Here is a 26,816-nt window from a genome sequence, read left to right on the forward strand (position 1 = left end):
GGAGAGGGGCTGGGGGTGAGGGGAAATAATCACATAAACTCAACAATATTATCATTATCCGGCTTACCGCCGCTGAGCGCTTCATCAAAGTAGTGCTTCGGTACGGTATAGCGCAGATGGTCGAGTGCGAACTGCATGCTACGGTCATCAATCGCGTGGCCCAGATCGTCAACGATATCCAGCGTCACATCTCCCCCTTCGCGAATCAGCGCTTCCTGTGCGGCGACCGCATGCGAGAGCTCAATCACCCGGTCTTCCCCACCGTGGATCAGGTGGATAGTCGTCTGCGTGGTCGCGTGGGTCGGTAGTGTCGCAAAACGGCCGTTAAACGCGATCACCCGTGAAACCAGACCCGGCTGCGCTTTTACGCTTTCCAGCGACATGATTGACCCCTGTGAGAAACCTATCAGGGCGGTTGCGTCGGCCCCCACGCCGCTCTGCTGCTGCCAGTAGCGGACAATGTCGATAAACGTGGGCATGATGGCATCAATGCGCGCCTGACGGTTCTCTTCCGTCACGCCCTGAACTGAGAACCACTGTCGTCCGTTCGGACCACACGGCTCGACGCCACCGATGCTGACAATCAGTGCCTGCGGAAAAACCGGCGCAAACCAGCTGCCAATCTGCCCCATATTGACGGCATTATCGCCAACACCATGAAACAGAAGCAGTAACTGTTTAGCCGGTTTGTCAGGGCTTTGAACAACAAAATGGTCGTGTTTCATGGTGGTCTCCTTAATAGATGACCTGGATTCTACGCCTCGCGGCGGGAATGACCATGCCACTTTACTGAAGAAGTCATTGAAAAAATTGCCATTGCAAAATGGCTTCTTTCAGCTGCTGGCAGCGGAGAGAGTCAAGACTTTCAAGCGCTTGCGCCGTTTCACTGCGCAACTTTACCAGCAGCGCTTTTTGTCCGATGTCTTCCGTTTTCCCTTCCATCTTCCCCCGCAGTGCCGGAAGCGGCATATCGACGGCAAGCAACAACCGTGTCAACGCGGCAACCGACGTGGAAAACGCGCGATGCGCAAAAGCAAACCCCGCCAGTTCCAGCCAGTCGTCATGATTAAGCGTAGCTTCCCACTCATCTTCCACCGGGATCTTTTCACCGTTCCAGGCCGATAACACCCGCGCATCACGCTTCAGACGCTGCTGCGCCTGCTGACACAACTGATGCCCAGCCTCACTCTGCGCCAGCAGCGCCATCGCGGTGTAACAACCGCTGCTGGCTTCACGGTGGCTTCCCATCCGCACCAGCACAAAGCCGCACTGCTGCCAGAAACGCCAAAGCTCTTCGGTATAACCAAAGCTCACCGACAGATAATCCTCCCCGCTGGCGCTGCGAATAAGCGCCTGGCCAATCCCTTCCCGCTGACGGTGAGGATGTACGGCAATACGGGTCACCCTTCGGCCTCTGAGCGTTGCCGCCAGCGGAGAGCCGCCGTGCGCCGCCAGAGACTGCGCCACCAGGTTTCCGCGAGGACGGCGGAACCCCGCCCACACCGCGCGGCTAAGTGCAGGGGACAGCCCGCCCTCCTCCACCAGCCACAGCGCTCCGGCGATGACCGGGTTCGCTTCGGCGACAGCAAACTGTTGCCCGGGCGCGTCCATCATGCGGCGTAAATCGAGCGGCGAGGTGCGATAATGCGCCGCACAGAGCAGCTCATAGACGCTCGCGACCAGCGCCGGACGGCGCTCCCATGCCGCGGGGGTCAGAGAGGTGATACGCACCTCGCCTTCCGGGCGGCGGTCAAGCAGCGTGTCGTCAAACAGCAGCGCGCTGGCCACGATCCGCTCAAGCGGACAACCTGCCGCCCAGCGTACCGGCGTTGATAAGCTGTAGCGCTGCAACCCGGGAAACCGACCGCAGAACTTGAGCAAGAATCCCCTGCCCGTTCCTTCATATCCCTGCACCGTGGTGGTCAACAGCACGCGAGGGAAACGGCTCACCAGCTTTTCCAGCAGCGGGCCGGGGATCGCGGCAGCTTCATCGACAATCAGCCAGTCAGCCTGATGCGAAGAAGCTAACAGCGCGTCCGGGGCCATAAAATGAAAACGCTCTCCGGCAAAGCGGGCGATACTTTCTGTCGCCCCTTTCGTCGGTGCGGTGACGACGGCGCTGCCCGCAATACGATGGAGTAACATTCCCGCCAGGGCCGACTTACCGCGCCCGCGCGCGGCGGTAACAGCCGCGATGCCCCGCGACATTTCCTGTAGTACCTCCAGGATCGCCGCCTGCTCGCGCTGCGGTGCGCCACTGGCTGGGTGCCAGTCTGGAGCATCGGGTAAAGGCGGAAGGGATAAATCGCTGCCCTGAAGCCAGACAATCGCGTCGGGGTCGGCGGCAAGGGTCTGGCAGAAATGGTGGACAAAATGCGGAGTGGCTATCGCTTCGGTGCTGTCGCTCCAGCGCAGGGAATCACGGTCAGGAAGCCCGGCCCACGCCTCAAGCGGCGGAACCCGCAGCACCAGAAGGCTCCCGGCGCTCAGCGTTCCGCTCAGCGCGGCGAACGCGGCAACATCGAACCCGCAGCACGCGTCAAAAACGGCATGCCGGAACTCGCGTCCCAGTAGGCTACTGATGGATTTTGAAGGGTGTTCGTTCAGCCAAACCCAGTCTCCGGGTAGAGCGTCTCGCAGCGCTTCTGCCTGGGCTAAGCTCCACTGCGCATCGCCGCTGAGCACCACCAGCCGACGATGGCCGGTGCGCTCAAGCTCCCTTATCAGCTGTTCAAAGCGCAGCATTACATCGCTTTGCCGAAGGTATTACACTGCGCCGGATCGCCACTGTCGAAACCGCGTTTAAACCAGCTATAGCGCTGTTGCGAGGTCCCGTGCGTGAAGCTGTCCGGCACGACGCGCCCCTGGCTCTGCTGCTGAAGACGATCGTCACCGATAGCCTGAGCGGCATTTAACGCCTCTTCCAGATCGCCGGATTCCAGAACGCCCTGCTGCTGCATGCTGTGGCCCCAGACGCCCGCGAAGCAGTCCGCCTGCAGCTCCATTTTTACGGAGAGGCGGTTCACGTCGGCCTGAGAGGCATTTTGCTGAAGCTGGCGCACTTTTGGCTCAATCCCTAACAGTTTTTGCACATGATGGCCAACTTCATGCGCGATCACGTAGCCCTGGGCGAAATCACCGTCCGCGCCAAGTTTGCGTTTCATGTCATCGTAAAAAGAGAGATCGATATAGACGGTGCCGTCTGCCGGGCAGTAGAACGGCCCCATTACCGATTGCCCGGTACCGCAACCGGTGCGGGTTGCTCCCCGGTACATCACCAGCTTCGGCTGCTGGTAGGTACGCCCCATCTTCTCGAACAGCTGACCCCAGGTATCTTCTGTGGTGGCGAGAATCACGGAGGTAAATTTGGCCGCTTCATCTTCATTCGGGCTGATGGAGCGCTGAGAATGTTGCTGCTGTTGCAGCGGCTGACCGGTCATCAGGCCAGTGAGATCGACCCCGTAATACCCTGCAACCAGCACCACAATCAGCAGAATGATGCCGCCCTTTCCGCTGGGTAACCGAAAACCGGGCCCACCCATGGAAGGACCGCCGCCACCATCGCTGCGTCTGTCTTCTACATTGTCACTTTCACGACGCCCTTGCCAGCGCATAACCACCTCGAACTATTCCATTAATAATAGCTATGATCGTAGGCGGTTAACGGCAAGATTACCATAGGAAACAAAGGTAAGACGCCAAAGGATGCGAACATCCTTTGGCAAGTGAGGGAGTTAGTCGAGCTTAACGCCTAAACGGTGAGCAACCGCTTCGTACGCTTCAATCAGGCCACCCAGGCTCTGACGGAAACGGTCTTTGTCCATTTTATCCAGCGTTTCTTTATCCCACAGGCGGCTACCGTCCGGCGAGAACTCATCGCCCAGCACCACTTCGCCTTTAAACAGACCAAACTCCAGCTTGAAATCGACGAGGATCAGGCCCGCGTCATCAAACAATTTTTTCAGCACGTCGTTGGCTTTGTAGGTCAGCTCTTTCATGCGCGCCAGGTTCTCTTTATTCACCCAGCCGAAGGTTTCGCAGTAGGAATCATTGACCATCGGATCGTGCATCGCGTCGTTTTTCAGGAACAGGTCGAACAGCGGTGGATTCAGTTCGATACCTTCTTCAATGCCCAGACGCTTCACCAGGGAGCCCGCTGCACGGTTACGAATCACGCACTCAACCGGAACCATATCCAGTTTTTTCACCAGACATTCCGTATCGGACAGCAACGCTTCCATCTGAGTCGGGATACCCGCTTCGGCCAGTTTGGTCATAATGAAATGGTTGAACTTGTTGTTCACCATGCCTTTACGATCGAACTGCTCAATGCGAGCGCCATCCCCTGCTGACGTATCATTGCGGAACTCGAGCACCAACAGATCCGGGTTTTCCGTGCTGTATACGGTCTTCGCTTTGCCACGATACAACTCAGCTTGCTTCTGCATCTTCATTACTCCTGGTGTGATGATTTGTGTTCAAAACTGGGCATATTATGCCACGCACACGTTTGCGTAGCACGAAAATAAAAAGGGCTGGATTCACCAGCCCTCGTTTTTATTTGCTGAATGCCGCCTGGAAGACAGCGACCAGCGCATCGTTCTGCGACTGGGTCAGCGTATGACCTTTTGGATCGATAAACTGCAGACTGCTGCGGTTATCAAGGTCACCGACCTGAATCTTGTAGTCACCGGAGGCAAGCTGAGGATCTTTCGCACCCAGCTCCTGCCACGCGCTGTCGGAGAGCGGCTTGTAGGTTGCCGTCATGCTGCCGGTTGAACGCGTGCTGTCGGTGACCTTCATGCCCACTTTTTCCAGGGTCGCTGGCAGACGCTGCCAGGTCTGGTTAAACGGTGCACGCACCACCAGCATTGGCAGGCCGGTATCATCCGCACCGCTTTGCACATCGAAGGTCGCGCCATTGCGGCTCTGCGCGGCGTTGGCGGCATCGGTGGCCGTCTTATCGAGACCTGCGGCAATCACGTTTAGCATTTCTGTGCTGTAACGCTGCAGGGACGCGGCATCTGCAACCGGTTTACCCGCCTGCTCCAGGTTCAACAGCTTCACGTTAACCGCTTGCTGATACCCCTGTGGTTTGACGGAGACTTGATAGCGGCCGCGGTACTGCTGATCTTCATCCAGACGGTTCCATTCGATCCAGTCGGTGGTTAACGTCTGGCTGGCGTCATCGCGTTTATCGATGGTGTAGTTCTTCGACTGAATAACGCTGACAACCTGCGGCCACAGGGTACTACCGCGCGCGCTCTCAACCATCAGAGACGCGGTATCACCGGTGAACTGGGTACGCGCCCCGCTCACCAGCGCCAGAGGCTGTGCTGGCGGACGAATATCAAGCGCTTTACCGACCAGGCCGCTGCCGTTGGTCACGGGGATATTATAATCGCCGTTCTGAATCGGCAGGATCATACCAGCCGGTGCGTGAAGTTCAGCAAGCGGGGTCGCATCCAGATAGGATTCATCACCGCTCACCTGGCGCTTGTAGCGCGAGTCTGAACTACAGGCAGCGAGCAGCATAACAAGCGAAACACTCGCAACCTTCGCCAGGCGCGACTTCTGTACTGAATAAGCCATCAAATCTCCCTAAACTTTACAGCAAACCGGCATGCTTCAGCGCTGCCCTGACGATATCACGACCGTGGTCGGTAATCGGTGTCATTGGCAGACGCAGCGTATCGGTTGCTACAAGCCCCAACTCCTTACACGCCCATTTCACGGGGATCGGATTGGGTTCGACAAATAATTTATTGTGCAGCGGCATCAGACGCTGATTAATGACACGCGCTTCATCAAAATGACCGGCGGCGGCCAGTTTGCACATTTCAGCCATATCGCGCGCCGCAACGTTTGCCGTTACGGAGATCACGCCATGGCCACCGAGCTGCATAAAGTCCAGCGCGGTCGCATCATCACCGCTCAACAGGATAAAGTCGTCTGAAACCAGCTCTTTGATCTGATGAACGCGGCTTAAGTTCCCTGTCGCCTCTTTAATACCGATAATATTTTTTACTTCCGAGAGACGACCAACGGTTTCCGGCAGCATATCGCAGCCGGTACGGGACGGCACATTATACAGAATTTGTGGCAAGTCAGTATGTTCAGCGATGGCTTTGAAGTGCTGGAACAAACCTTCCTGGGTAGGACGGTTGTAATAAGGGGTCACCGTCAGACAGCCGACGATGCCGCTGTCATTAAAACGTTTAGTCAGGCTGATCGCTTCTGCGGTTGCATTTGCCCCTGTCCCCGCGATGACCGGAATACGTCCGTCAGCCAGTTCGAGGGTCAGCATAACCACATCACCGTGCTCATCGTGGCTCAGCGTTGCAGATTCACCGGTAGTCCCTACCGAAACGATCGCCGAGGTTCCATTGGCGACATGGTAATCAATCAGCTTCTTCATGCTAGACCGGCAGACGTTACCTTTTTCATCCATCGGTGTTACAAGCGCGACAATACTTCCCGTGAACATGAGCCATCCTCTGTGCGAACAAGAGTCTCAATGGTACGTTTGGAACTGTAATAAAAGCAAGCGACCTGAGGCCCTCAGGCGGTTGTATGCATGTTTTTTTTATGCTTTCCTTAGGAAGACTTAACCATGCAAAGGAAGAACAGGTTTGACAACCTCATCACAACATTACCTGGTTATCACTGCGCTGGGTGCCGACAGGCCGGGTATCGTGAACACCATCACGCGTCACGTGAGCAGCTGCGGCTGTAATATCGAAGACAGCCGTCTGGCGATGCTGGGCGAAGAGTTCACGTTTATTATGCTGCTGTCCGGAACATGGAATGCCATTACGCTTATCGAATCCACCCTGCCGCTGAAAGGCGCGGAGCTGGATTTGCTCATCGTGATGAAACGTACCACCGCGCGCCCACGTCCGGCCATGCCCGCTACCGTCTGGGTGCAGGTTGAAGTCCCTGATTCCCCCCATCTGATCGAGCGCTTTACCGCGCTGTTTGACAGCCATCAGATGAACATCGCCGAGCTCGTTTCCCGCACGCAGCCGGGCGACGAGAACACCGTACCCACGCTCTTTATTCAGATTACCGCACACAGCCCTGCTTCACAGGATGCGTCAAATATCGAGCAAGCGTTCAAAGCCCTCTGTACAGAATTAAACGCGCAGGGCAGTATAAGCGTCGTAAATTATTCGCAGCACGAACAGGATGGAGTTGAGTAATGAATCCACTGAAAGCCGGTGACATCGCACCGAAATTTAGCTTACCGGATCAAGACGGCGAGCAAGTAAATTTGACCGACTTCCAGGGACAGCGTGTTCTGGTCTATTTCTACCCGAAAGCCATGACCCCCGGCTGCACCGTACAGGCCTGCGGCTTACGCGACAACATGGACGAGTTGAAAAAAGCCGGCGTGGAAGTGCTGGGTATCAGCACGGATAAACCCGAAAAGCTGTCACGATTTGCTGAAAAAGAGCTGCTGAACTTCACGCTGCTTTCTGATGAAGATCATCAGGTGTGCGAACAGTTCGGCATCTGGGGCGAGAAGACGTTTATGGGTAAAACCTACGACGGCATTCACCGCATCAGTTTCCTGATCGACGCTGACGGTAAAATTGAACACGTGTTTGACGACTTCAAAACCAGCAACCACCACGATGTAGTGTTGAACTGGCTGAAACAAAGTGCCTGAAAGTGAGTGTCGGGTGGCGGCTTCGCCTTACCCGACCTACAAGGATAAGTAGGCCGGGTAAGCGCAGCGCCACCCGGCAAACCTACTTCTCTTCCACCGCTGGCACATCCGGCCACGCGTGCACCACCGCTTTAATCAGCGTCGCCAGCGGAATGGCAAAGAACACGCCCCAGAACCCCCACAGCCCGCCGAAAATCACCACCGACAGAATAATCACCAGCGGATGTAAGTTCACCGCTTCGGAGAACAGCACCGGTACCAGCAGGTTACCGTCCAGCCCCTGAATAATCAGGTACACCGCGAAGCAGCTCCAGAACTCGGTTCCCAGGCCAAACTGGAACAGCGCGACGCCAACCACCGGAATGGTCACCACAAACGCGCCGATGTACGGAATCAGAACCGACAGCCCCACCAGCACTGCCAGCAGCAGCGAGTAGTTCAGACCGAAGATCAGGAAACCAATCCAGGTGGCGACCCCCACGACGATCATCTCCAGCACCTTGCCGCGAATGTAGTTGGTGATCTGCTGATTCATCTCTTCCCAGACCTGCCCCGCCAGACCGCGATTGCGCGGCAGAATACGCCGAACGGCGTTGAGCATCTGGTCTTTATCTTTTACCAGGAAGAAGACCATCAGCGGCACGAGCACGAGATAGACCGCCAGGGTAAGCAGCCCCACCAGCGACGCCAGAGAGTACTTCACCACCGAATCCCCCATCGTCATGATGCGGGCGCGCATATTTTCCGCCATCGCGTCGATGATCCCGGCATCCATCAGGGCCGGGTAACGGCGCGGCAGCGTGGCGGCGAAATCAGAGAGCTTATTCAGCATGCCGGGCATATCGCGGATCAGGTAGATCCCCTGCTGCCAGGCCACCGGCATCACCACGAAGGCCATCAACAGCAGGATACCGACAAACAGCACCAGGACGATGCTGGCCGCCCAGCGTCGGGAACAACCAATATGTTCCAGACGCGCCGTTGGCCACTCCAGCAGGTAGGCCAGCACAATCGCCACCAGCAGAGGGGCGAGCAGACCGCTGAAGAAGAACAGAATACCGAACCCGGCAACCAGAATAACCAGCAAAGCAATGGCCTCCGGGTCGCTGAACCGGCGCCGGTACCACTGCATTAACATTTCGAGCATACAACCCTTCCCTGAATCGAATGGCGGGAGTGAGACGATGAATTGTATCTAACTGTCACAAAAAAGACTTTCGCTTTTTGTATCCCGGTCACAATCCGCAAAAGCATGATGAATGGGATTTTCTTCATGCGGCAACACGGCTACACTCGCTGGGCAGCAGAGATGAACGATATGCCGCTTCATCGGTCAAATTAGCACATCCAATATACAGGACAGTGGTTATGTTCAGGCAGTTGAGAAAAACACTGGTTGCAACACTGATTGCCGCAGTGACGGTCGGTCAGGTATTACCCGCTTTTGCTGACTCGTCCGATTCATTGCCGGACATGGGCACCACAGCAGGAAGCACGCTCTCGATTGGGCAAGAGATGCAAATGGGCGATTACTATGTTCGCCAGCTGCGCGGCAGCGCTCCGCTGATTAACGACCCTTTGCTGGTACAGTACATCAACGGGCTGGGGATGCGTCTGGTGGCGCACGCCGACTCGGTAAAAACGCCGTTCCACTTCTATTTGATTAATAATGACGAAATCAACGCCTTCGCCTTCTTTGGCGGTAACGTGGTGCTGCATTCGGCGTTATTCCGTTACTCAGACAACGAAAGCCAGCTGGCCTCGGTGATGGCGCACGAAATTTCGCACGTCACGCAGCGCCACCTGGCGCGTGCGATGGAAGACCAGAAGCGTAACGCACCGCTCACCTGGGTGGGCGCACTGGGCTCTATTCTGCTGGCAATGGCCAGCCCGCAGGCCGGGATGGCAGCCTTAACCGGTACGCTGGCCGGTACGCGTCAGGGGATGATCAGCTTTACCCAGCAAAACGAGCAGGAAGCGGACCGCATCGGCATCCAGGTGCTGCAGCGCTCGGGCTTCGACCCGCAGGCCATGCCGAGCTTCCTGGAAAAACTGCTCGATCAGGCCCGTTATTCTTCCCGCCCACCGGAAATTCTGCTCACGCACCCGTTACCGGAAAGCCGTCTGTCAGATGCGCGTAACCGTGCCAACCAGATGCGTCCGGTAGTGGTCCAGTCTTCGCAGGATTTCTACATGGCGAAAGTGAGAACGCTGGGGATGTACAATTCCGGGCGTAACCAGCTCACCAGCGACCTGCTGGATGCCCTGGCGAAAGGCAACGTGCGTGAGAAAAACGCCGCGCAGTATGGCCAGGCGCTGCAGGCGATGGAAGCCAGTAAATACGACGAGGCGCGTAAAGCGCTGCAGCCGCTTCTGGCCGCCGACCCGAATAACCCGTGGTATCTCGATTTATCCACAGATATCGATCTGGGGCAGAAGAAACCTGCCGATGCGATTAACCGCCTGAAAGGGGCGAAAGACGTTCGTACCAACCCGGTACTGCAGCTTAACCTGGCGAACGCTTACTTACAGGGCGGCCAGCCTGGGGAGGCGGCGACCATTCTGAACCGCTACACCTTTAATAATAAAGACGATCAAAACGGCTGGGACCTGCTTGCACAGGCTGAAGCCCAGTTGGGCAACCGCGATCAGGAGCTGGCGGCGCGCGCCGAAGGCTTTGCCCTGGTGGGGCGCCTCGATCAGGCGATTTCCACGCTCAGCAGCGCCAGCGCGCAGGTCAAACTCGGCAGCCTCCAGCAGGCCCGTTACGACGCGCGTATCGATCAGCTACGCGGCCTGCAGCAGCGCTTTAAGCCGTACGAGAAGATGTAATAAAGGAGAATGTACGTCATGACTGACGCCGTAAAAATCTATCACAACCCTCGCTGCTCCAAGAGCCGCGATACCCTGAGCCTGCTGAAATCTAACGGCGTTGAGCCTGAGGTGGTGCTGTATCTCGACACCCCGCCTGATGCCCAAACCCTCCGCCAGCTGCTGCACATGCTGGGGATGGGCAGTGCACGAGAACTGATGCGCAAGAAAGAAGATCTGTATAAGTCGCTTAACCTGGACGACAGCCGTCTCACCGAAGCCGAGCTGGTTCAGGCCATGGTTGAAAATCCAAAGCTGATTGAGCGACCGATTGTGGTGGCCAACGGCCAGGCACGCATTGGTCGCCCGCCGGAAGAGGTGCTCGAGATCCTCTAATCGTTACGCCGCAGCGCTTCCAGAAAGGCCTGCGGCGTGCGTTCACCTAACGTCTTCTGCGCTTTTCCCCGGTTGTAACTCTCACACAGTTGAATCAACAGCTCCTCAACAGGCGTCGTTTTCACCTGCGGAATAATCTCCTGCAAGGGTACCGTGACCTGCACCGCCCGGGAGGCCCGGGGATGCACGTTGATGACAATTTCACTGTCCGGCAGAGTGACCTCAAAACCAAAAGTCTCAACAGATTGTACAGGGGCTGGACAGGCCTCAAGCAGCGCCTGCGTCCATCGCGTCAACAGCTGCGGCGACAACCCTGCATAGAGCCGCGCATAGCACCAGCCGCTCACCGGCTCCCGCGCCCACAGCAGATGTTGCTCCCCACCGTCGTCCATATGAAGCGATAACGGCAAATGACGCAGCATCAGCTGCTGAGGCACGATACCGGCCTTCAGCGCTTTTTTACCGCGCAGCGGCGCATGCTTCGGTTTGGCGCCAGCGGGTTTGAGATAGCGATTCAGCGTTGCCCGGGACACGCGGATCCCCAGTACGTTATTAACCAGAAGCAGCAGTTCATCCAGCGGCGCGTTCAGGATGTCGCGCAACGCATTCACCAGCACAGCCTGCTCTTGTCTCATCGCTTTGTGTATCACTTTTGGCGTTGTCTGCTTATCTGAAACCTGCTCACGGTTGCGCCAGCGCCTGACGGTGGTGATGGAGATCCCCAGTTCAGTCGCCAGCTCTCTGTCGCTCTTATCAGACTGCTGGAGATAGCGACGAATGCGTGGCGTGGTGGTGGCATTGGCATGCAGTTTAATTTCCATCGCAACAATTCCATTAACTAATCATATGAGATTTATATAGCACACGCGGTTGCTTTGTGACCGATTTCACCTTTCGCCCGCCACGCTTCACTGATAATCCACAGACATAACATAAACCGCACCACTCAATCTTGTACGGAGTTCACAATGAACAATGTTCTGGGATTTCTTGAAGCAAAGCTGATGCCGCTGGCAGCCAAAACGGCACAGCAGCGTCACCTTGGGGCCATTCGCGGCGCCTACGTGTCGTTCATGCCGTTTATCATTGTCGGTTCGATTCTGCTGGTGATCTCGTCATTTCCGAATCAAACCTATCAGCAGTTTATGTCTCAGGCCTTTGGTGAGAGCTGGAGCGCCATCATCGAAATTCCGTTCAACGCGGTGTTTTCCACCATGTCGCTGTTTATCAGCTTCCTGGTGGCGTTCCGCCTGGCCGAACACTACGGCGAAGACCGCATCTCCTGCGGCATCCTGGCGCTGGTAGCGTTTCTGATCCTGACGCCGTTTATCAAAGTGGCGGAGAACGGCGGGATTACCGTGATGCCGGTGGAGTGGATTGGCAGTAAAGGACTGTTCGTGGCGATGATTGGCTCGCTGCTGTGGACGGAGCTGTTCTGCTGGCTGAAGCGCAAAAATCTGGTCATCAAAATGCCGGACGGCGTGCCACCTGCGGTACAGGAGTCGTTCGCAGCGCTGATCCCGGCGCTGCTGGTGATGATCCTGGTGCTGGTTATCCGCATCGTCTTTGAGAACACCCATTACAACACGATCCATCAGTTTATTTATGAGGTTGTGGCCACGCCGGTGCGCCACTACGGCACCTCTTACTTTGGCGCGCTGATGACGGTATTCAGCATTACCATTCTGTGGTCAGTGGGCATTAACTCCGGCTCGATGATCAACGGCATTATTCGTCCCCTGTGGATGGAGAACCAGACTGATAACATCGCCGCCATTCAGGCTGGCACCACGCCGCCGCACATCATTACTGAACAGTTTTTTGACATGATCTGGATGGGTGGCGCAGGGGCCACGCTGTCGCTGGTGATTGCGATGCTGATTTTCGCCCGCAGCAAAAACATGCGTGAAGTCGCCCGCCTGGGCGCGGGGGCGTCGGTGTTTAACATCAACGAACCGATTCTGTTCGGCCTGCCGGTGATCATGAACCCGATCATGCTGATCCCCTTCAATCTTGTGCCGCTGGTGCTGGTGAGCGTGCAGTACGCGGCGATGAAAATTGGCGCGGTCGCCGTAACCACCGGGGTGTTTATCCCGTGGACGCTGCCGCCGGTGATCAGCGGTTTTATCGTCACCGGGCACCTCAGCGGCAGCGTGATGCAGCTTATCAATCTGCTGATTGGCGCCATGCTGTATCTGCCTTTTATGCGCATTGTGGACAAGCAGTACCGCGCGGCGGAAGTGGCGACCGTTACGCAAACCGACACGACACTTGCAAAACAGGAGTAAAGCATGTGGGGAATTATCGCCACCTGGCGAATGGCGCTTGAAGGCGTCACGGAGTCTGCCTCTGCGCTGGCTGCGGGAAAACCGGTCTCTGCGGCAGTGGTGGATGCCGTTGCCGCCGTCGAAGATTTTCCGTTTTATAAATCCGTCGGCTACGGTGGGTTACCCACTGAAAACGGCGAGGTTGAGCTGGACGCGGCGTACATGGACGGCGACACGCTGGCGTTTGGTGCCGTGGGTAATCTGGTGGATATCGCCAACCCGGTGCGCGTGGCGCAGGCGCTCAGCCGCCAGCGGTATAACAGCCTTTTGGTCGGCCAGGGGGCGCGCGAATGGGCCCTGAGCCAGGGCTTTGCGGACAAAACCATGCTCACCGACCGCGCCATGCAGCATTACCACAAGCGCTGCCGGGAGACGCTGGATAAAGGCCTAAGCCCGTACGACGGCCACGACACCGTCGGGATTATCGGCCTCGACAAACAGGGCTCCATGAGCGTCGCCACCTCCACCAGCGGCCTGTTTATGAAAAAACGCGGCCGACTCGGCGATTCGCCGATTATCGGGTCCGGTTTTTACTGTGACAGCGAAACCGGCGCCGCCACCGCCACGGGCGTGGGGGAAGACCTGATGAAAGGCTGCACCAGCTACGAAATTGTTCGCCGCATGGCCCAGGGCATGACGCCCCAGCAGGCGGCGGATTCGGTGGTGTTTGAGCTGGAAGACAAGCTGATGTCGCGCTTTGGCCGCGCGGGAGATCTCTCCGTGGTGTGCATGAATAATAAAGGCGAGTTCGGCGCGGCGACCAATATCAAAACCTTCTCGTTTGTGGTCGCCACCGCCCGCCAGCCGCTGACCGTGTTTCGCGCCGAGCGCCGGCAGGAAAAGACGCATTATCAGGCCGTGGATGAAGCCTGGATGCAGGCCTACGCGGCGCGGATCCGCGCGCCGATTGAGGAGCAATAATGATTACCTGGCAACTGACAACCACCCTTTCCAACACCAGACCACACGGTCACCTCATCGCCCGGACCGCCTGTCCATTACTGCCAGACACCCCGCTTATCGCGGAAATGCGCGGGCAGGACGGGGTTGCCGATACCCGTTTTGGCTGCGCCCCTTTTGCACGGATCACACTGGTGCCGGATGCGCTCTGGCAGGACAGCCTCACTGAAGGATTACTGACGGCACTGCGCCCTCTGCTGGCCTCCCCTGTCAGCCCTGATATGATCATCGACGTCACCCAGATCGACGACGTTGTGCTGGCGCAGGTGCTGCGCTTTCTCTTCAACCAGGCGCACCGTCTTAGCGACCTGCAGTTGAAGCGCTCCGACGATACGCCAGCGCGTCTGCATCACGTTACCGCTCTTTGCCTGCCGGAACAGCAGGACAAGCTGGAAGCTATCTTCCGCCAGCAGCAGGCCATCAGCCGGGGCATGGTCTTTGCGCGTCGTCTGGCGGATATCCCTTCCGATCGCTGTACGCCACAGTTTGTGGTCGAAGAGGCGAAAAAATTGGCCGCCGACGTCCCTGCCCTGCGGTGTGAGGTGCTGGATGAAAAGCAGATCGTTGCGCAGGGTCTGGGGCTACTTCATGCCGTCGGTAAAGGCGCTTCCTGTCCGCCGCGGCTGCTGGCCATTCACTATGAGGGTGTTTCTGACGGTCCGGTGCGTTGCTACGTAGGTAAAGGCATCACCTTCGATACCGGTGGTCTGTGGCTGAAGGAAGGCGCCGGCATGTACACCATGAAGTACGACATGTGCGGGGCGGCCAACGTACTGGGCCTGATGCTTGCCGTCGCAGAACTTGGTCTTCCCGTTCGCATCATGGGCGTGCTGGCGCTGGCGGAAAACGCGATAGGTCCGGACGCCATGCAGCCCGGCACGGTCGCGCGGGCCTGCAACGGCACAACGGTTGAAATCAACAATACCGATGCCGAAGGTCGACTGGTGCTGGCAGACGCGATTGCCTGGGCCAGCCTGCGCCATCCCCGGGCGCGCTATATTATTGATATGGCGACGCTAACGGGTGCGGTGGTCAAAGCGCTGGGGTATGAGCTGAGCGGGTTAATGACCCAGGATGAACCGCTGCGCAAGGCGCTGACGCAGGCGGGGAAACAGAGCGGCGACGAAGTGTGGTCCCTGCCGCTGGACGCGCGGCTGAAAAAGCAGACCGACAGCGCCATCGCCGATCTGTGCAACACCCCAACCAACAATGCGGCAATCAGCGCCTCGGCGGCGTGGCTGCTGCATCACTTCTGCCCGCCGACGATCCCGTGGGCGCATCTGGATATTAGCGGTACGGCGCTGTGGCGTGAAAACGGCAGGAGCGTGGCGTCAGGGAGGCCGATTCCGCTGCTGGTGGAGCATTTATTGGGGGATAGTGCCTGAATGTTTTGCCGGGTGGCGGCTGCGCCTTACCCGGCCTACATATCGTGGCGGATTTTCACAGGCCCGGTAAGCGCAGCGCCACCGGGCGAACAAACTCAAAGCTTGAGAATATCTTTCACAAACGGAATGGTCAGCTTGCGCTGGGCAGTGATGGACGCGCGATCGAGCTGATCGAGCGTGTCGAACAGCGTGCGCATTTCGCGGTCCAGACGCTTAAGCAGGAAACGACCCACGTCCTCCGGCAGCTCAAATCCACGCTGCTTTGCGCGCAGCTGTAACGCCTGCAGTTTGTCTTCATCGGACAGTGGCTGGAGCTTATAGATTTGCCCCCAGTCCAGACGCGATGCCAGATCCGGCAGCCCCAGATTAAGCTGGCGCGGCGGACGATCGCCGGTGATCAAGAGCCGGGTTTTGCCCGATTCCAGAATGCGGTTATAGAGGTTAAAGATCGCCATTTCCCACGGCTCATCCCCCGCCACGCATTCGATATTATCGATGCAGACCAGGGAGAGGTGTTCCATTCCCTCCAGCACGTCAGGCACAAACCAGGTACGCTTATCCAGCGGCACATAGCCTACCGCATCCCCTCGCGCGGAGAGTTCCGCACAGGCGGCATGCAACAGGTGGCTGCGCCCCGCGCCTTCGCGTGACCAGATATAGATGTATCCGCTGTGATCCTGGCGCAGCACGTTTTGCAGTGCAGCCAGTAAAGAGGGGTTATCACCCGGCCAGAAACTCGCGAAAGTTTCGTCGTCAGGGAGATAGAGTGGCAGAGAGAGCTGTGCCGGTCCGTTCAGAAGTACCTCAACCAGATCTTACATAAAATCGGCATGGAGTTTAACACGGAACCTGCCAGGAGAGAACCGGGCGATCCTTCGCCCGATTATACACGTCATCCTTCAAGCTGCCTCTGCGTTGGCTGCATCTGCTCACCCCAGTCACTTACTTGAGTAAGCTCCTGGGGATTCTCAGATTTGCCGCCTTGATGCAGCTTGAATGATTTTGTGTATATAAGATCAATGTGACGCTTTTTCGCTTTCGTCAGCGTCCAGCACCACCTCTTCCGGGCGGATCACGGAGATCAGCTTGAAAATCAGGCTCAGGCCCACGCCAACGATGGTCGCCAGCGCCATCCCCTTCAGCTCGGCCGCACCGATGTGCACCTTGGCGCCGCTCACGCCGATGATCAGGATAACGGAGGTCAGGATCAGGTTCTGCGCTTTGCTGTAATCCACTTTAGACTCAATCAGCACGCGAATACCGGATGCGCCGATCACGCCGTACAGCAGCAGAGAGACACCGCCCATCACCGGCACCGGGATGATCTGGATCGCCGCCGCCAGTTTACCGACGCAGGAAAGCAGAATGGCAATGATCGCCGCGCCGCCGATAACCCAGGTACTGTAAACGCGGGTAATGGCCATCACGCCAATATTCTCACCGTAGGTGGTGTTTGGTGTGGAGCCAAAGAACCCGGAGATAATGGTCGAGAAGCCGTTGGCAAACATAGAACGGTGCAGACCCGGGTCGCGGATCAAATCGCGCTTGACGATGTTCGCCGTCACCACCAGGTGACCTACGTGTTCAGCGATGACCACCAGCGCGGCAGGCAGAATGGTGAAGATAGCAAACCATTCGAAGCGTGGCGTGTAGAAGGTTGGCAGGGCGAACCAGTGCGCCTGAGCGATTGGCGTGGTATCGACAACCCCCATCACGAAGGAGAGCGCATAGCCCGCCAGCACGCCGATCAGGATCGGGATAATCGCCATAAAACCGCGGAACAGCACGGAGCCAAACACCGTCACGCCCAGGGTCACCAGCGAGATGATAATGGTTTTGGAATCCGGTGACTGGCCGTCAGCAGGCAGCAGACCGGCCATATTGGCCGCCACGCCCGCCAGCTCCAGACCGATAACGGCAACGATGGCGCCCATTGCCGCAGGCGGGAACATCACGTCCAGCCAGCCGGTACCGGCTTTCTTCACAATGAAAGAGACCAGGCAGAACAACACGCCACACATGATAAACCCGCCCAGCGCCACTTCATAACCCAGCGGCAACAGCAGCAACACCGGCGAGATAAAGGCAAAGCTCGATCCCAGATACGCGGGAATTTTGCCTTTACAGATAAAGAGGTACAGCAGCGTACCAATACCGTTGAACAGCAGCACGGTAGCCGGGTTAATGTGAAACAGGATTGGCACCAGCACGGTTGCGCCAAACATGGCGAACAGGTGCTGCAAACTAAGCGGGATTGTCTGTAAAAGCGGCGGTCTTTCACTCACCCCGATAGCACGGCGCGTCATAGTGTTTTCCTCTGAGATGGTTAGTTATGTGTGTTTTATTCAAAAAAAAGCCGACTATCAAAGTCGGCTTCGTTATCGTTATTCGATTATTTCGTACCAAAGATCTTATCGCCGGCATCGCCCAGCCCCGGGATGATGTACCCGTGCTCGTTCAGCCCCTGGTCGACAGACGCGGTATACAGCTCCACATCCGGGTGCGCTTTTTCCAGCGCCGCGATCCCTTCCGGTGCCGCAACCAGCACCAGCACTTTAATGCTGCTGCAGCCCGCTTTTTTCAGCAGGTCGATAGTGGCGATCATTGATCCACCGGTCGCCAGCATTGGGTCAACCACCAGCGCCATACGCTCGTCGATGTTAGACACCAGCTTCTGGAAATAAGGTACCGGCTCCAGCGTCTCTTCATTACGGTAGATACCCACCACGCTGATACGTGCGCTCGGTACGTGCTCCAGCACGCCCTCCATCATGCCGAGACCGGCACGCAGAATTGGCACTACGGTAATTTTCTTACCTTTGATCTGCTCAACCTGCACCGGGCCGTTCCAGCCTTCGATGGTCACTTTTTCGGTTTCCAGGTCAGAGGTCGCTTCGTAGGTCAGCAGGCTACCCACTTCAGATGCCAGTTCGCGAAAACGCTTCGTGCTGATGTCATGCTCACGCATCAGGCCCAACTTGTGTTTAACGAGTGGGTGTTTCACTTCCACAATCTTCATTCTCTTTCTCCTCTGAGGTGGCATCCGCAAAAAAATCGCGGGATTATACCGCTTTTTTCAGATTAGGCCATACCCATCTTGCTTGACAGGGATCAAGCGAAGACAAAAAAACCGGAGAGGTGTCTCCGGCTTATGTGCGAGGTTCTGCCCGGTGGCGCTACGTGTAGTGTAGGTCGGGTAAGCGTTAGCGCCACCCGACAATTACAGGTTATCGCCGTTGCTGGCAATCACCTGCTTATACCAGTCGAACGACTTCTTCTTACTGCGGTTCAGCGTGCCGTTACCTTCATTGTCTTTATCGACAAAGATAAAGCCGTAGCGTTTTTTCATTTCGCCCGTACCGGCAGAAACGAGGTCGATACAGCCCCACGGGGTATAGCCCATCAGGTCTACGCCATCTTCCACCACCGCTTTTTTCATCTCACGGATGTGGGCGGCGAGATAGTCAATGCGGTACTGATCATTCACCGTGCCGTCACTCTCCTGCACGTCGATGGCGCCAAAGCCATTTTCAACGATGAACAGCGGCAGCTGGTAGTGATCCCAGAACCAGTTCAGGGAGTAGCGCAGACCCACCGGGTCAATCTGCCAGCCCCAGTCCGATTTCTGCACGTACGGGTTGGAGACCAGGCTCTTGCTCTCGTCGTAATCCAGTTCCGGGTTGTCCGCCGTCGCTTTGGTGGCGAAAGACATGTAATAGCTGAAGCCGATGTAATCCACGCAGCCCTGGGTCAGCGCCGCTTTATCTTCCTCGGTAATATCCAGCGCGAAACCGCGACGCTCGAAGTAGTTGAGCAGATGCTGCGGATACTTACCGCGCACATGGACGTCGGTGAACCAGTAACGACGGTGCATGGCGTTCATCGCCATCATCATATCGTCGGGCGCGCAGGTCAGCGGATAGATAGGACACATGGCAATCATGCAGCCGATCTGCAGCGACGGGTTAATCTCGCGTCCCGCCTTCACCGCCAGGGCGCTGGCCACCAGCTCATAGTGGGCCGCCTGGAACATCACCGGCTCCCGGTCCTCCCCCGGCGCATACTTCAGCCCGGAGTTGGTGAACGGCGCAAAATCTTCGTGGAAGTTAGCCTGGTTGTTAATCTCGTTGAAGGTCATCCAGTACTTCACTTTATGCTGATAGCGCTGGAATACGACGGTTGCGAAGCGAACGAAGAAGTCGATCAGCTTACGGTTGCGCCATCCGCCGTATTCCGTGACCAGATGGAAAGGCATCTCAAAGTGAGACAGCGTGATAACCGGTTCAATGCCGTATTTCAGACACTCATCGAACAGATCGTCATAGAACTTCAGGCCCGCCTCGTTAGGCTCCCGCTCGTCCCCTTTCGGGAAGATGCGCGTCCAGGCGATAGAGGTACGGAAGCATTTGAACCCCATCTCGGCAAAGAGTTTGATGTCTTCCTTATAACGATGGTAAAAATCGATGGCTTCGTGGTTCGGGTAGTTTTTCCCTGGCAGCACGCCGTTGGTGATTTCACGCGGTACGCCGTGGGCGCCGGCGGTCATGACGTCGGCGACGCTCACCCCTTTACCGCCCTCTTGCCAGCCGCCTTCCAGCTGGTGCGCGGCCACCGCGCCGCCCCACAGAAAACCTGCTTTAAATCCTGACATACTCTTTCCCTCATTCGATGTTGCGGATTGCTGACGGATACTGCTGTCTGAAATGGTAAACCGCGCCAATTAACCCGGCGCGGTTGCCGTGGCTGACAACATCGGCGATATCCGCGATGCCAAACCACGTGAGATGGGTGCGAAGCAGGCCCATAAAACCGGGTCGTTCCGCGATACCGCCGCCAATGAAAATGGTCTGCGGATCGAACACATTCGCCAGGTTGTAGAGCCCTGTCGCAATGCCGTTAAGAAAATCATCCACCAGGCGGCGGCATACCACGTCGCCTGCGTCATAACCATCAAAGATGGCTTCGCCGGTCACCTCATCAAGCGCCAGCCCGTGAAAGTCGGCGTAGCGCTTGCGCAGGGTGCGTAACGTGCAGTTTTCATTCATGGAGTGGCGGGCAACACGTCTTGAGTCTGCCCTTTCCGTAAGCATGTAGCCGAACTCCCCGGCGCGAAAACGCGCCCCGTGAACCAGCCTGCCGTTGCAGAAAATGGCCCCGCCAATCCCGGTACCGATGGTCAGCACCAGAAAATTGTCGATCCCCGTCGCCTTCCCCTGCCAGCGTTCCGCCAGCAGCACGCAGTTGGCGTCATTCTCTACGGTCACCGGTAACCCCGTCTGCGCCTCAAGCCAGGCCTGCAACGCGAACTGGTCGAAGCGGCGGATTGCCCCTCCCATCTCGATAAACCCGGTATGCGGGTTAACGTACCCCGGCGCGCTGATGGCGATCCCGTCAAGTGCGCGATGCGCCGTCACCCAGCTCAGCATGTGCGAAAGGATGGCCTCGCCGTCGCTGTTCTTAATGGCGGCCTTATCCGTTTGCAGAAGCTCTCCCTGCGCTGTCGCAATGCCCATTTTTAATGCGGTGCCACCAATATCGAATGCGGCGATGCTCATGACTTCATCCCTCCTGAATGAAAATGAAACCGGTTTCAGTTCATGATGTTCAATCCGCAAACCGCTGGCAAGCAGATCGCCGAAACCGGTTTCATTTTCGTGAACGGAGTCAAGTTTGCGCGCCGCCAGAGGGGGAACAGAAAAAAAAATCCTCTCGCCGAGAATAGGCTCGCAAACGTTTGCCTGGACTGTTAGAATTGCGCCGATTTTTCTTACTAGCTATGCAATCGCGTGGGGACTTGAGCCGTGACCAACAAAACTTCTCTCAGCTACAAAGATGCCGGTGTTGATATTGACGCAGGTAATGCGCTGGTTGACCGAATCAAAGGTGTGGTGAAAAAAACCCGCCGCCCGGAAGTGATGGGGGGTCTGGGTGGATTCGGCGCACTGTGCGCGCTGCCGCAAAAATATCGTGAACCTGTTCTGGTCTCGGGTACTGACGGTGTAGGCACAAAACTGCGCCTGGCGATGGATTTAAAACGTCACGACACAATCGGTATCGATCTGGTCGCGATGTGTGTAAACGACCTGGTGGTTCAGGGTGCTGAGCCGCTGTTCTTCCTCGATTATTACGCGACCGGCAAACTGGACGTGGATACCGCAGCCAGCGTCATTAACGGTATCGCCGAAGGGTGTCTGCAGTCTGGCTGTGCGCTGGTCGGCGGTGAGACCGCTGAAATGCCGGGCATGTATCACGGCGAAGATTATGACGTCGCAGGATTTTGCGTCGGCGTGGTAGAAAAATCAGAAATTATCGACGGCAGCAAAGTGGCCGATGGCGATGTGCTGATCGCGCTGGCCTCCAGCGGCCCGCACTCTAACGGCTACTCCCTGGTGCGCAAAATCCTCGAGGTGAGCGGTTGCGACCCACAGACCACCGAGCTTGAAGGTAAACCACTGGCCGATCATCTGCTGGCCCCGACCCGCATCTACGTGAAAAACGTGCTGGAGCTTATCGAGAACGTTGACGTGCACGCCATTGCCCACCTGACGGGCGGCGGCTTCTGGGAAAACATTCCTCGCGTACTGCCGGACAACACGCAGGCGGTGATCGACGAATCCTCATGGCAGTGGCCGGCCGTCTTTAACTGGCTGCAGACCGCAGGTAACGTGAGCTCTCACGAAATGTATCGCACCTTTAACTGCGGCGTCGGTATGGTGATCGCCCTGCCAGCCAGTGAAGCGGATAAAGCGGTTAAGCTGCTGACAGAGAAAGGTGAAAACGCGTGGAAAATCGGTACGATTAAAGCTTCCGATTCTGAACAGCGTGTGGTCATTGAATGAAAAACATCGTGGTGCTCATTTCCGGCAACGGAAGCAATTTGCAGGCGATAATTGACGCCTGCAAACAGAAGAAAATCAACGGCACCATTCGGGCAGTTTTCAGCAACAAGGCCGATGCATTCGGCCTTGAGCGCGCCCGGGAAGCAAACATTCCCGCGCACGCGCTGGAAGCCAGCCAGTTTGCCGGTCGTGAAGCGTTTGACCGCGAACTGGTGCAGGAGATTGATGCCTACGCTCCTGACGTCGTGGTGCTGGCAGGATACATGCGTATTCTGAGCCCGGCTTTTGTTGCACATTACGCCGGACGCCTGCTGAATATTCACCCTTCGCTTCTGCCGAAATATCCCGGCCTGCACACCCATCGCCAGGTTCTGGAAAACGGCGATGAAGAGCACGGTACCTCGGTGCATTTCGTGACCGACGAACTGGACGGCGGCCCGGTGATCCTGCAGGCCAAAGTCCCGGTCTTTGACGGCGACAACGAAGACGACGTGACCGAACGGGTACAGACCCAGGAGCATGCCATTTACCCGCTGGTGGTGAGCTGGTTTGTCGACGGACGTCTCGAAATGCGCGACGGCGCGGCATGGCTGGATGGCGTGAAGTTACCTCCGCAGGGCTATGCGGCCGAAGAGTAGTTTGTTATATCGGGTGGCGCTGCGCTTACCCGATATCCCCTTCTCCAACCCTCTAAAATCCTCAACAAAAAAAATAACTGTCATACTTTTCTGGCACTGTTGGACATATCGTGGAAATGCTCGCCATAATAAGGACGAGACGGATTTACCACGTCCTGTGATTGAACTGGAGTGTGAGCTGTAATGGGTCAGGAAAAGTTATATATCGAGAAAGAGCTAAGCTGGTTAGCATTTAACGAACGTGTCCTCCAGGAAGCGGCTGACAAAAGTAACCCGCTGATTGAGCGCATGCGTTTTTTGGGCATTTATTCCAACAACCTGGATGAGTTCTACAAGGTTCGCTTTGCCGAGCTGAAAAGACGCATCATCATCAGCGAAGAACAGGGCTTAAACTCTCACTCGCGTCATCTGTTGGGCAAAATCCAGTCCCGCGTGTTGAAAGCCGATCAGGAATTTGACGGCCTGTATAACGAACTGCTGCTGGAGATGGCACGCAATCAAATCTTCCTGATTAACGAACGTCAGCTTTCCGTTAACCAACAAAACTGGCTGCGCCACTACTTCAAGCAGTATCTGCGCCAGCACATTACCCCGATTCTGATCAACCGCGAAACCGATCTGGTACAGTTCCTGAAAGATGACTACACCTACCTGGCGGTGGAAATTATTCGCGGTGAATCCATCCGCTACGCGCTGCTGGAGATCCCGTCCGATAAGGTGCCGCGCTTTGTGAACCTGCCGCCGGAAACCCCGCGCAGACGCAAGCCGATGATCCTGCTGGATAACATCCTGCGCTACTGTCTGGATGACATCTTTAAAGGCTTCTTCGATTACGACGCGTTAAACGCCTACTCGATGAAGATGACCCGTGACGCCGAATATGACCTGGTGCACGAGATGGAAGCCAGCCTGATGGAGCTGATGTCCTCCAGCCTCAAGCAGCGCCTGACGGCGGAGCCGGTGCGCTTTGTTTATCAGCGCGATATGCCGGACGCGATGGTGGAAATGCTGCGCGAGAAACTGACCATTTCGCGCTATGACTCCATCGTGCCGGGTGGCCGTTACCACAACTTTAAAGACTTTATTGGCTTTCCGAACGTGGGCAAGGCCAATCTGGTAAACAAACCGCTGCCGCGCCTGCGCCATCTGTGGTTTGATAAATTCCGCAACGGTTTCGACGCCATCCGCGAACGCGACGTCCTGCTCTACTATCCGTATCACACGTTTGAACACGTGCTGGAGCTGCTGCGTCAGGCCTCCTTCGACCCGAGCGTGCTGGCGATCAAAATCAACATCTACCGCGTGGCCAAAGATTCCCGCATTATCGATGCGATGATCCACGCCGCGCACAACGGTAAAAAAGTTACCGTTGTGGTGGAGCTGCAGGCGCGCTTCGATGAAGAGGCGAACATTCACTGGGCGCGCCGGTTGACGGAAGCGGGCGTACACGTCATCTTCTCCGCGCCGGGGCTGAAAATTCACGCCAAGCTGTTCCTCATCTCCCGCAAAGAGGGTGACGACGTGGTGCGCTATGCCCACATCGGTACCGGGAACTTTAACGAGAAAACCGCGCGAATTTATACCGACTACTCGCTGCTGACCGCCGATGCGCGCATCACCAACGAGGTGCGTCGGGTATTCAACTTTATTGAGAACCCGTACCGCCCGGTGAGCTTCGACTATCTGCTGGTGTCCCCACAGAACTCGCGCCGTCTGCTGTACGATATGATCGACAAAGAGATCGCCAATGCTCAGAAAGGGCTGTCGTCCGGCATCACCCTGAAGCTCAACAACCTGGTCGACAAAGGTCTGGTAGACCGCCTGTATGCGGCATCCAGTTCCGGCGTGCCGGTTAACCTGCTGATCCGCGGCATGTGCTCGTTGATCCCGGAACTGGAAGGCATCAGCGACAATATTCGGGTGATCAGCATTGTTGACCGCTACCTGGAACACGATCGGGTCTATATTTTTGATAATGCGGGTGATAAGCAGGTCTATCTCTCTTCTGCAGACTGGATGACGCGCAATATTGACTACCGAATTGAAGTCGCGGCACCGCTGCTGGATCCGCGTCTGAAGCAGCAGATCCTCGACATTATCGAGATTCTGTTCAGCGATACCGTGAAAGCACGCTATATCGACAAAGAACTGAGTAACCGCTACGTGCCGCGCGGCAACCGTCGTAAAGTGCGGTCACAACTGGCGATTTACGACTATATCAAATCACTCGAGCAACCCGATTAACCTATGCCGATAAATGATAAGACCCCACGCCCGCAGGAATTCGCCGCGGTCGATCTAGGCTCTAACAGTTTCCACATGGTCATCGCCCGTGAGGTGGATGGCGCGCTGCAGATCATCGGTCGTCTGAAGCAGCGCGTACACCTGGCGGATGGCCTTGATGAACGCAGCATGCTTAGCGAAGAGGCGATGGAGCGCGGCTTAAACTGTCTGTCGCTGTTCGCTGAACGCCTGCAGGGCTTTTCGCCCTCCAGCGTGTGCATCGTGGGCACCCATACCCTGCGCCAGGCCCTGAACGCGCCAGAGTTCCTCAAGCGGGCGGAAAAAGTGATCCCCTACCCGATTGAGATCATCTCCGGTAACGAAGAAGCGCGCCTGATTTTTATGGGCGTTGAGCATACCCAGCCGGAAAAAGGGCGCAAGCTGGTTATCGATATCGGCGGGGGCTCTACAGAGCTTGTGATCGGTGAAGACTTTGAGCCGCGTCTGGTGGAAAGTCGCCGGATGGGCTGCGTCAGCTTCGCGCAGATGTACTTCCCGGGCGGCACCATCACCCGTGAGAACTTCCAGCGGGCGAGGATGGCAGCCGTCCAGAAACTGGAAAACCTGGCCTGGCAGTACCGGATCCAGGGCTGGAACGTGGCGCTGGGCGCGTCAGGCACCATCAAAGCGGCGCATGAAGTGCTGCTGGCGATGGGTGAAAAAGACGGGTTTATCACCCCCGAGCGCCTGACGCTGCTGACCGAAGAAGTACTGAAACATAAAAGTTTTGACGCCTTAAGCCTGCCGGGGCTTTCCGACGAGCGTAAAGCGGTGTTCGTGCCGGGGCTGGCTATTCTCTGCGGCGTGTTCGATGCGCTGGCCATCAAGGAGCTGCGTCTCTCCGACGGCGCGCTGCGTGAAGGCGTGCTCTACGAGATGGAAGGCCGCTTCCGCCACCAGGATATTCGCAGCCGCACCGCGCAAAGCCTGGCAAACCAGTACAACATCGACCGCGACCAGGCGAAGCGCGTGCTGGAAACCACCGTACAGATGTACGAACAATGGCAGGAGCAGAATCCTAAACTTGCGCATCCGCAGCTCGCCGCTCTGCTGAAATGGGCCGCGATGCTGCACGAAGTGGGACTGAACATCAACCACAGCGGCATGCACCGTCATTCGGCCTACATTCTGCAAAACAGCGATCTGCCGGGCTTCAACCAGGAGCAGCAGACCATGATGGCGACCCTGGTGCGCTATCACCGTAAAGCCATCAAGCTCGACGATCTGCCGCGCTTCACGCTGTTCAAGAAGAAGCAGTTCCTGCCGCTGATTCAGCTGCTGCGCCTGGGCGTGTTGCTCAATAACCAGCGTCAGGCCACCACCACCCCGCCCACGCTGAAGCTGAAAACCGACGACCATCACTGGACGCTCTGCTTCCCGCACGACTGGTTTAGCCAGAACGCGCTGGTCCTGCTGGACCTGGAAAAAGAGCAGCAGTACTGGGAAGCGGTCACCGGCTGGCTGCTCAAGATCGAAGAAGAGAGCGCCGACGTCGCGGCGTAACG

Annotated in this window: 24 protein-coding genes; 11 read left to right on the forward strand and 13 right to left on the reverse strand. The window is 56.9% G+C overall.

Going from position 1 to position 26,816, the window contains the following annotated elements; translation table 11 throughout:
• Nucleotides 1-29 precede the first annotated feature (29 nt).
• The 6 genes from ypfH to dapA all read right to left on the reverse strand — a co-directional run bounded on the left by ypfH (nucleotide 30) and on the right by dapA (nucleotide 6,487).
• Nucleotides 30-725 (reverse strand): esterase, encoded by a 696-nt coding sequence (ypfH, locus tag GM298_RS14570; protein WP_047959193.1) that lies wholly within the window; start codon nucleotides 723-725, stop codon nucleotides 30-32.
• A 73-nt stretch (nucleotides 726-798) separates the two neighbouring features.
• Complete coding sequence (locus tag GM298_RS14575) at nucleotides 799-2,745, reverse strand: tRNA(Met) cytidine acetyltransferase TmcA (RefSeq protein WP_266154349.1); 1,947 nt, start codon at nucleotides 2,743-2,745, stop codon at nucleotides 799-801.
• Nucleotides 2,745-3,614 carry a neutral zinc metallopeptidase gene (locus tag GM298_RS14580; RefSeq protein WP_008501630.1) on the reverse strand — a complete coding sequence of 290 codons (870 nt, stop codon included), beginning with the start codon at nucleotides 3,612-3,614 and terminating at the stop codon, nucleotides 2,745-2,747. Before GM298_RS14580 ends, GM298_RS14575 begins: the two co-directional genes overlap by 1 nt.
• Before the next feature lie 120 nt (nucleotides 3,615-3,734).
• Complete coding sequence (purC, locus tag GM298_RS14585) at nucleotides 3,735-4,448, reverse strand: phosphoribosylaminoimidazolesuccinocarboxamide synthase (RefSeq protein WP_008501631.1); 714 nt, start codon at nucleotides 4,446-4,448, stop codon at nucleotides 3,735-3,737.
• Between the two features lie 109 nt (nucleotides 4,449-4,557).
• Nucleotides 4,558-5,592, reverse strand: a complete 1,035-nt coding sequence (gene bamC, locus GM298_RS14590) for an outer membrane protein assembly factor BamC (protein WP_033146169.1) — start codon at nucleotides 5,590-5,592, stop codon at nucleotides 4,558-4,560.
• A gap of 16 nt (nucleotides 5,593-5,608) precedes the next feature.
• Nucleotides 5,609-6,487: a 4-hydroxy-tetrahydrodipicolinate synthase gene (dapA, locus tag GM298_RS14595; RefSeq protein WP_008501633.1), complete on the reverse strand. Its 879-nt coding sequence runs from the start codon at nucleotides 6,485-6,487 to the stop codon at nucleotides 5,609-5,611.
• Nucleotides 6,488-6,632: 145 nt separating this feature from the next.
• Here dapA and GM298_RS14600 point away from each other — a divergent pair, with 145 nt between their 5' ends.
• Nucleotides 6,633-7,202 carry a glycine cleavage system transcriptional repressor gene (locus tag GM298_RS14600; RefSeq protein WP_025758958.1) on the forward strand — a complete coding sequence of 190 codons (570 nt, stop codon included), beginning with the start codon at nucleotides 6,633-6,635 and terminating at the stop codon, nucleotides 7,200-7,202.
• The gene (gene bcp / locus GM298_RS14605) at nucleotides 7,202-7,672 is read left to right on the forward strand and encodes a thioredoxin-dependent thiol peroxidase (RefSeq protein WP_025758956.1); all 471 of its coding nucleotides are present in this window, start codon (nucleotides 7,202-7,204) and stop codon (nucleotides 7,670-7,672) included. The genes GM298_RS14600 and bcp overlap by 1 nt, the downstream gene beginning before the upstream one ends.
• 82 nt (nucleotides 7,673-7,754) lie before the next feature.
• Here bcp and GM298_RS14610 read toward each other — a convergent pair whose 3' ends face one another.
• Nucleotides 7,755-8,819: an AI-2E family transporter gene (locus tag GM298_RS14610; protein WP_045284556.1), complete on the reverse strand. Its 1,065-nt coding sequence runs from the start codon at nucleotides 8,817-8,819 to the stop codon at nucleotides 7,755-7,757.
• A 221-nt stretch (nucleotides 8,820-9,040) separates the two neighbouring features.
• Between GM298_RS14610 and bepA the strand changes: the two genes are divergently transcribed.
• Entirely contained in the window at nucleotides 9,041-10,504 is a 1,464-nt protein-coding gene (gene bepA / locus GM298_RS14615) for a beta-barrel assembly-enhancing protease (RefSeq protein ID WP_045284557.1), read from the forward strand.
• Between the two features lie 18 nt (nucleotides 10,505-10,522).
• A complete protein-coding gene (gene arsC / locus GM298_RS14620) occupies nucleotides 10,523-10,879 on the forward strand; it encodes an arsenate reductase (glutaredoxin) (RefSeq protein ID WP_025758951.1) in 357 nt (118 codons plus the stop codon).
• On the opposite strand, the gene GM298_RS14625 is transcribed toward arsC, so the two are convergent.
• Nucleotides 10,876-11,700, reverse strand: a complete 825-nt coding sequence (locus GM298_RS14625) for an XRE family transcriptional regulator (RefSeq protein ID WP_266154351.1) — start codon at nucleotides 11,698-11,700, stop codon at nucleotides 10,876-10,878. The genes arsC and GM298_RS14625 overlap by 4 nt on opposite strands.
• A gap of 147 nt (nucleotides 11,701-11,847) precedes the next feature.
• Here GM298_RS14625 and celB point away from each other — a divergent pair, with 147 nt between their 5' ends.
• The 3 genes from celB to GM298_RS14640 are packed head-to-tail and all read left to right on the forward strand — an operon-like array spanning nucleotide 11,848 to nucleotide 15,551.
• Entirely contained in the window at nucleotides 11,848-13,167 is a 1,320-nt protein-coding gene (celB, locus tag GM298_RS14630) for a PTS cellobiose transporter subunit IIC (RefSeq protein ID WP_025758948.1), read from the forward strand.
• 3 nt (nucleotides 13,168-13,170) lie between these two features.
• Complete coding sequence (locus GM298_RS14635) at nucleotides 13,171-14,127, forward strand: N(4)-(beta-N-acetylglucosaminyl)-L-asparaginase (protein ID WP_259566319.1); 957 nt, start codon at nucleotides 13,171-13,173, stop codon at nucleotides 14,125-14,127.
• Nucleotides 14,127-15,551, forward strand: coding sequence for a leucyl aminopeptidase family protein (locus GM298_RS14640; RefSeq protein ID WP_266154352.1), 1,425 nt, complete (start codon nucleotides 14,127-14,129; stop codon nucleotides 15,549-15,551). Before GM298_RS14635 ends, GM298_RS14640 begins: the two co-directional genes overlap by 1 nt.
• Nucleotides 15,552-15,646: 95 nt before the next feature.
• Here GM298_RS14640 and GM298_RS14645 read toward each other — a convergent pair whose 3' ends face one another.
• From GM298_RS14645 to bglK, 5 genes are all read right to left on the reverse strand, one after another.
• The gene (locus GM298_RS14645) at nucleotides 15,647-16,348 is read right to left on the reverse strand and encodes a DnaA inactivator Hda (protein ID WP_216821201.1); all 702 of its coding nucleotides are present in this window, start codon (nucleotides 16,346-16,348) and stop codon (nucleotides 15,647-15,649) included.
• 219 nt (nucleotides 16,349-16,567) lie between these two features.
• Nucleotides 16,568-17,857: a uracil permease gene (uraA, locus tag GM298_RS14650; protein WP_013098238.1), complete on the reverse strand. Its 1,290-nt coding sequence runs from the start codon at nucleotides 17,855-17,857 to the stop codon at nucleotides 16,568-16,570.
• An 86-nt stretch (nucleotides 17,858-17,943) separates the two neighbouring features.
• Nucleotides 17,944-18,570: a uracil phosphoribosyltransferase gene (gene upp / locus GM298_RS14655; RefSeq protein ID WP_003860560.1), complete on the reverse strand. Its 627-nt coding sequence runs from the start codon at nucleotides 18,568-18,570 to the stop codon at nucleotides 17,944-17,946.
• A gap of 201 nt (nucleotides 18,571-18,771) precedes the next feature.
• A complete protein-coding gene (locus GM298_RS14660; protein ID WP_045284562.1) occupies nucleotides 18,772-20,202 on the reverse strand; it encodes a 6-phospho-beta-glucosidase in 1,431 nt (476 codons plus the stop codon).
• A gap of 10 nt (nucleotides 20,203-20,212) precedes the next feature.
• Nucleotides 20,213-21,106 (reverse strand): beta-glucoside kinase BglK, encoded by an 894-nt coding sequence (bglK, locus tag GM298_RS14665; RefSeq protein ID WP_059385984.1) that lies wholly within the window; start codon nucleotides 21,104-21,106, stop codon nucleotides 20,213-20,215.
• Between the two features lie 246 nt (nucleotides 21,107-21,352).
• Here bglK and purM point away from each other — a divergent pair, with 246 nt between their 5' ends.
• The 4 genes from purM (at nucleotide 21,353) to ppx (ending at nucleotide 26,814) form a co-directional block, all read left to right on the forward strand.
• Nucleotides 21,353-22,390: a phosphoribosylformylglycinamidine cyclo-ligase gene (purM, locus tag GM298_RS14670; protein WP_025758936.1), complete on the forward strand. Its 1,038-nt coding sequence runs from the start codon at nucleotides 21,353-21,355 to the stop codon at nucleotides 22,388-22,390.
• A complete protein-coding gene (gene purN, locus GM298_RS14675; protein ID WP_025758935.1) occupies nucleotides 22,387-23,028 on the forward strand; it encodes a phosphoribosylglycinamide formyltransferase in 642 nt (213 codons plus the stop codon). The genes purM and purN overlap by 4 nt, the downstream gene beginning before the upstream one ends.
• A 183-nt stretch (nucleotides 23,029-23,211) precedes the next feature.
• Nucleotides 23,212-25,272 (forward strand): polyphosphate kinase 1, encoded by a 2,061-nt coding sequence (ppk1, locus tag GM298_RS14680; RefSeq protein ID WP_025758934.1) that lies wholly within the window; start codon nucleotides 23,212-23,214, stop codon nucleotides 25,270-25,272.
• Between the two features lie 3 nt (nucleotides 25,273-25,275).
• Nucleotides 25,276-26,814, forward strand: a complete 1,539-nt coding sequence (ppx, locus tag GM298_RS14685; protein ID WP_025758933.1) for an exopolyphosphatase — start codon at nucleotides 25,276-25,278, stop codon at nucleotides 26,812-26,814.
• Nucleotides 26,815-26,816: the final 2 nt, after the last annotated feature.

The organism is Enterobacter sp. HSTU-ASh6, from assembly GCF_026319105.1.
GTDB classification, from domain to species: Bacteria; Pseudomonadota; Gammaproteobacteria; order Enterobacterales; family Enterobacteriaceae; genus Enterobacter; species Enterobacter sichuanensis.

Coding starts and splice junctions, on each gene's coding strand:
- ypfH (WP_047959193.1), bottom strand. CDS start 725: ATGAAACACGACCATTTTGTTGTTCAAAGCCCTGACAAACCGGCTAAA.
- GM298_RS14575 (WP_266154349.1), bottom strand. CDS start 2,745: ATGCTGCGCTTTGAACAGCTGATAAGGGAGCTTGAGCGCACCGGCCAT.
- GM298_RS14580 (WP_008501630.1), bottom strand. CDS start 3,614: ATGCGCTGGCAAGGGCGTCGTGAAAGTGACAATGTAGAAGACAGACGC.
- purC (WP_008501631.1), bottom strand. CDS start 4,448: ATGCAGAAGCAAGCTGAGTTGTATCGTGGCAAAGCGAAGACCGTATAC.
- bamC (WP_033146169.1), bottom strand. CDS start 5,592: ATGGCTTATTCAGTACAGAAGTCGCGCCTGGCGAAGGTTGCGAGTGTT.
- dapA (WP_008501633.1), bottom strand. CDS start 6,487: ATGTTCACGGGAAGTATTGTCGCGCTTGTAACACCGATGGATGAAAAA.
- bcp (WP_025758956.1), top strand. CDS start 7,202: ATGAATCCACTGAAAGCCGGTGACATCGCACCGAAATTTAGCTTACCG.
- GM298_RS14610 (WP_045284556.1), bottom strand. CDS start 8,819: ATGCTCGAAATGTTAATGCAGTGGTACCGGCGCCGGTTCAGCGACCCG.
- bepA (WP_045284557.1), top strand. CDS start 9,041: ATGTTCAGGCAGTTGAGAAAAACACTGGTTGCAACACTGATTGCCGCA.
- arsC (WP_025758951.1), top strand. CDS start 10,523: ATGACTGACGCCGTAAAAATCTATCACAACCCTCGCTGCTCCAAGAGC.
- GM298_RS14625 (WP_266154351.1), bottom strand. CDS start 11,700: ATGGAAATTAAACTGCATGCCAATGCCACCACCACGCCACGCATTCGT.
- celB (WP_025758948.1), top strand. CDS start 11,848: ATGAACAATGTTCTGGGATTTCTTGAAGCAAAGCTGATGCCGCTGGCA.
- GM298_RS14635 (WP_259566319.1), top strand. CDS start 13,171: ATGTGGGGAATTATCGCCACCTGGCGAATGGCGCTTGAAGGCGTCACG.
- GM298_RS14640 (WP_266154352.1), top strand. CDS start 14,127: ATGATTACCTGGCAACTGACAACCACCCTTTCCAACACCAGACCACAC.
- uraA (WP_013098238.1), bottom strand. CDS start 17,857: ATGACGCGCCGTGCTATCGGGGTGAGTGAAAGACCGCCGCTTTTACAG.
- upp (WP_003860560.1), bottom strand. CDS start 18,570: ATGAAGATTGTGGAAGTGAAACACCCACTCGTTAAACACAAGTTGGGC.
- GM298_RS14660 (WP_045284562.1), bottom strand. CDS start 20,202: ATGTCAGGATTTAAAGCAGGTTTTCTGTGGGGCGGCGCGGTGGCCGCG.
- bglK (WP_059385984.1), bottom strand. CDS start 21,106: ATGAGCATCGCCGCATTCGATATTGGTGGCACCGCATTAAAAATGGGC.
- purN (WP_025758935.1), top strand. CDS start 22,387: ATGAAAAACATCGTGGTGCTCATTTCCGGCAACGGAAGCAATTTGCAG.
- ppk1 (WP_025758934.1), top strand. CDS start 23,212: ATGGGTCAGGAAAAGTTATATATCGAGAAAGAGCTAAGCTGGTTAGCA.
- ppx (WP_025758933.1), top strand. CDS start 25,276: ATGCCGATAAATGATAAGACCCCACGCCCGCAGGAATTCGCCGCGGTC.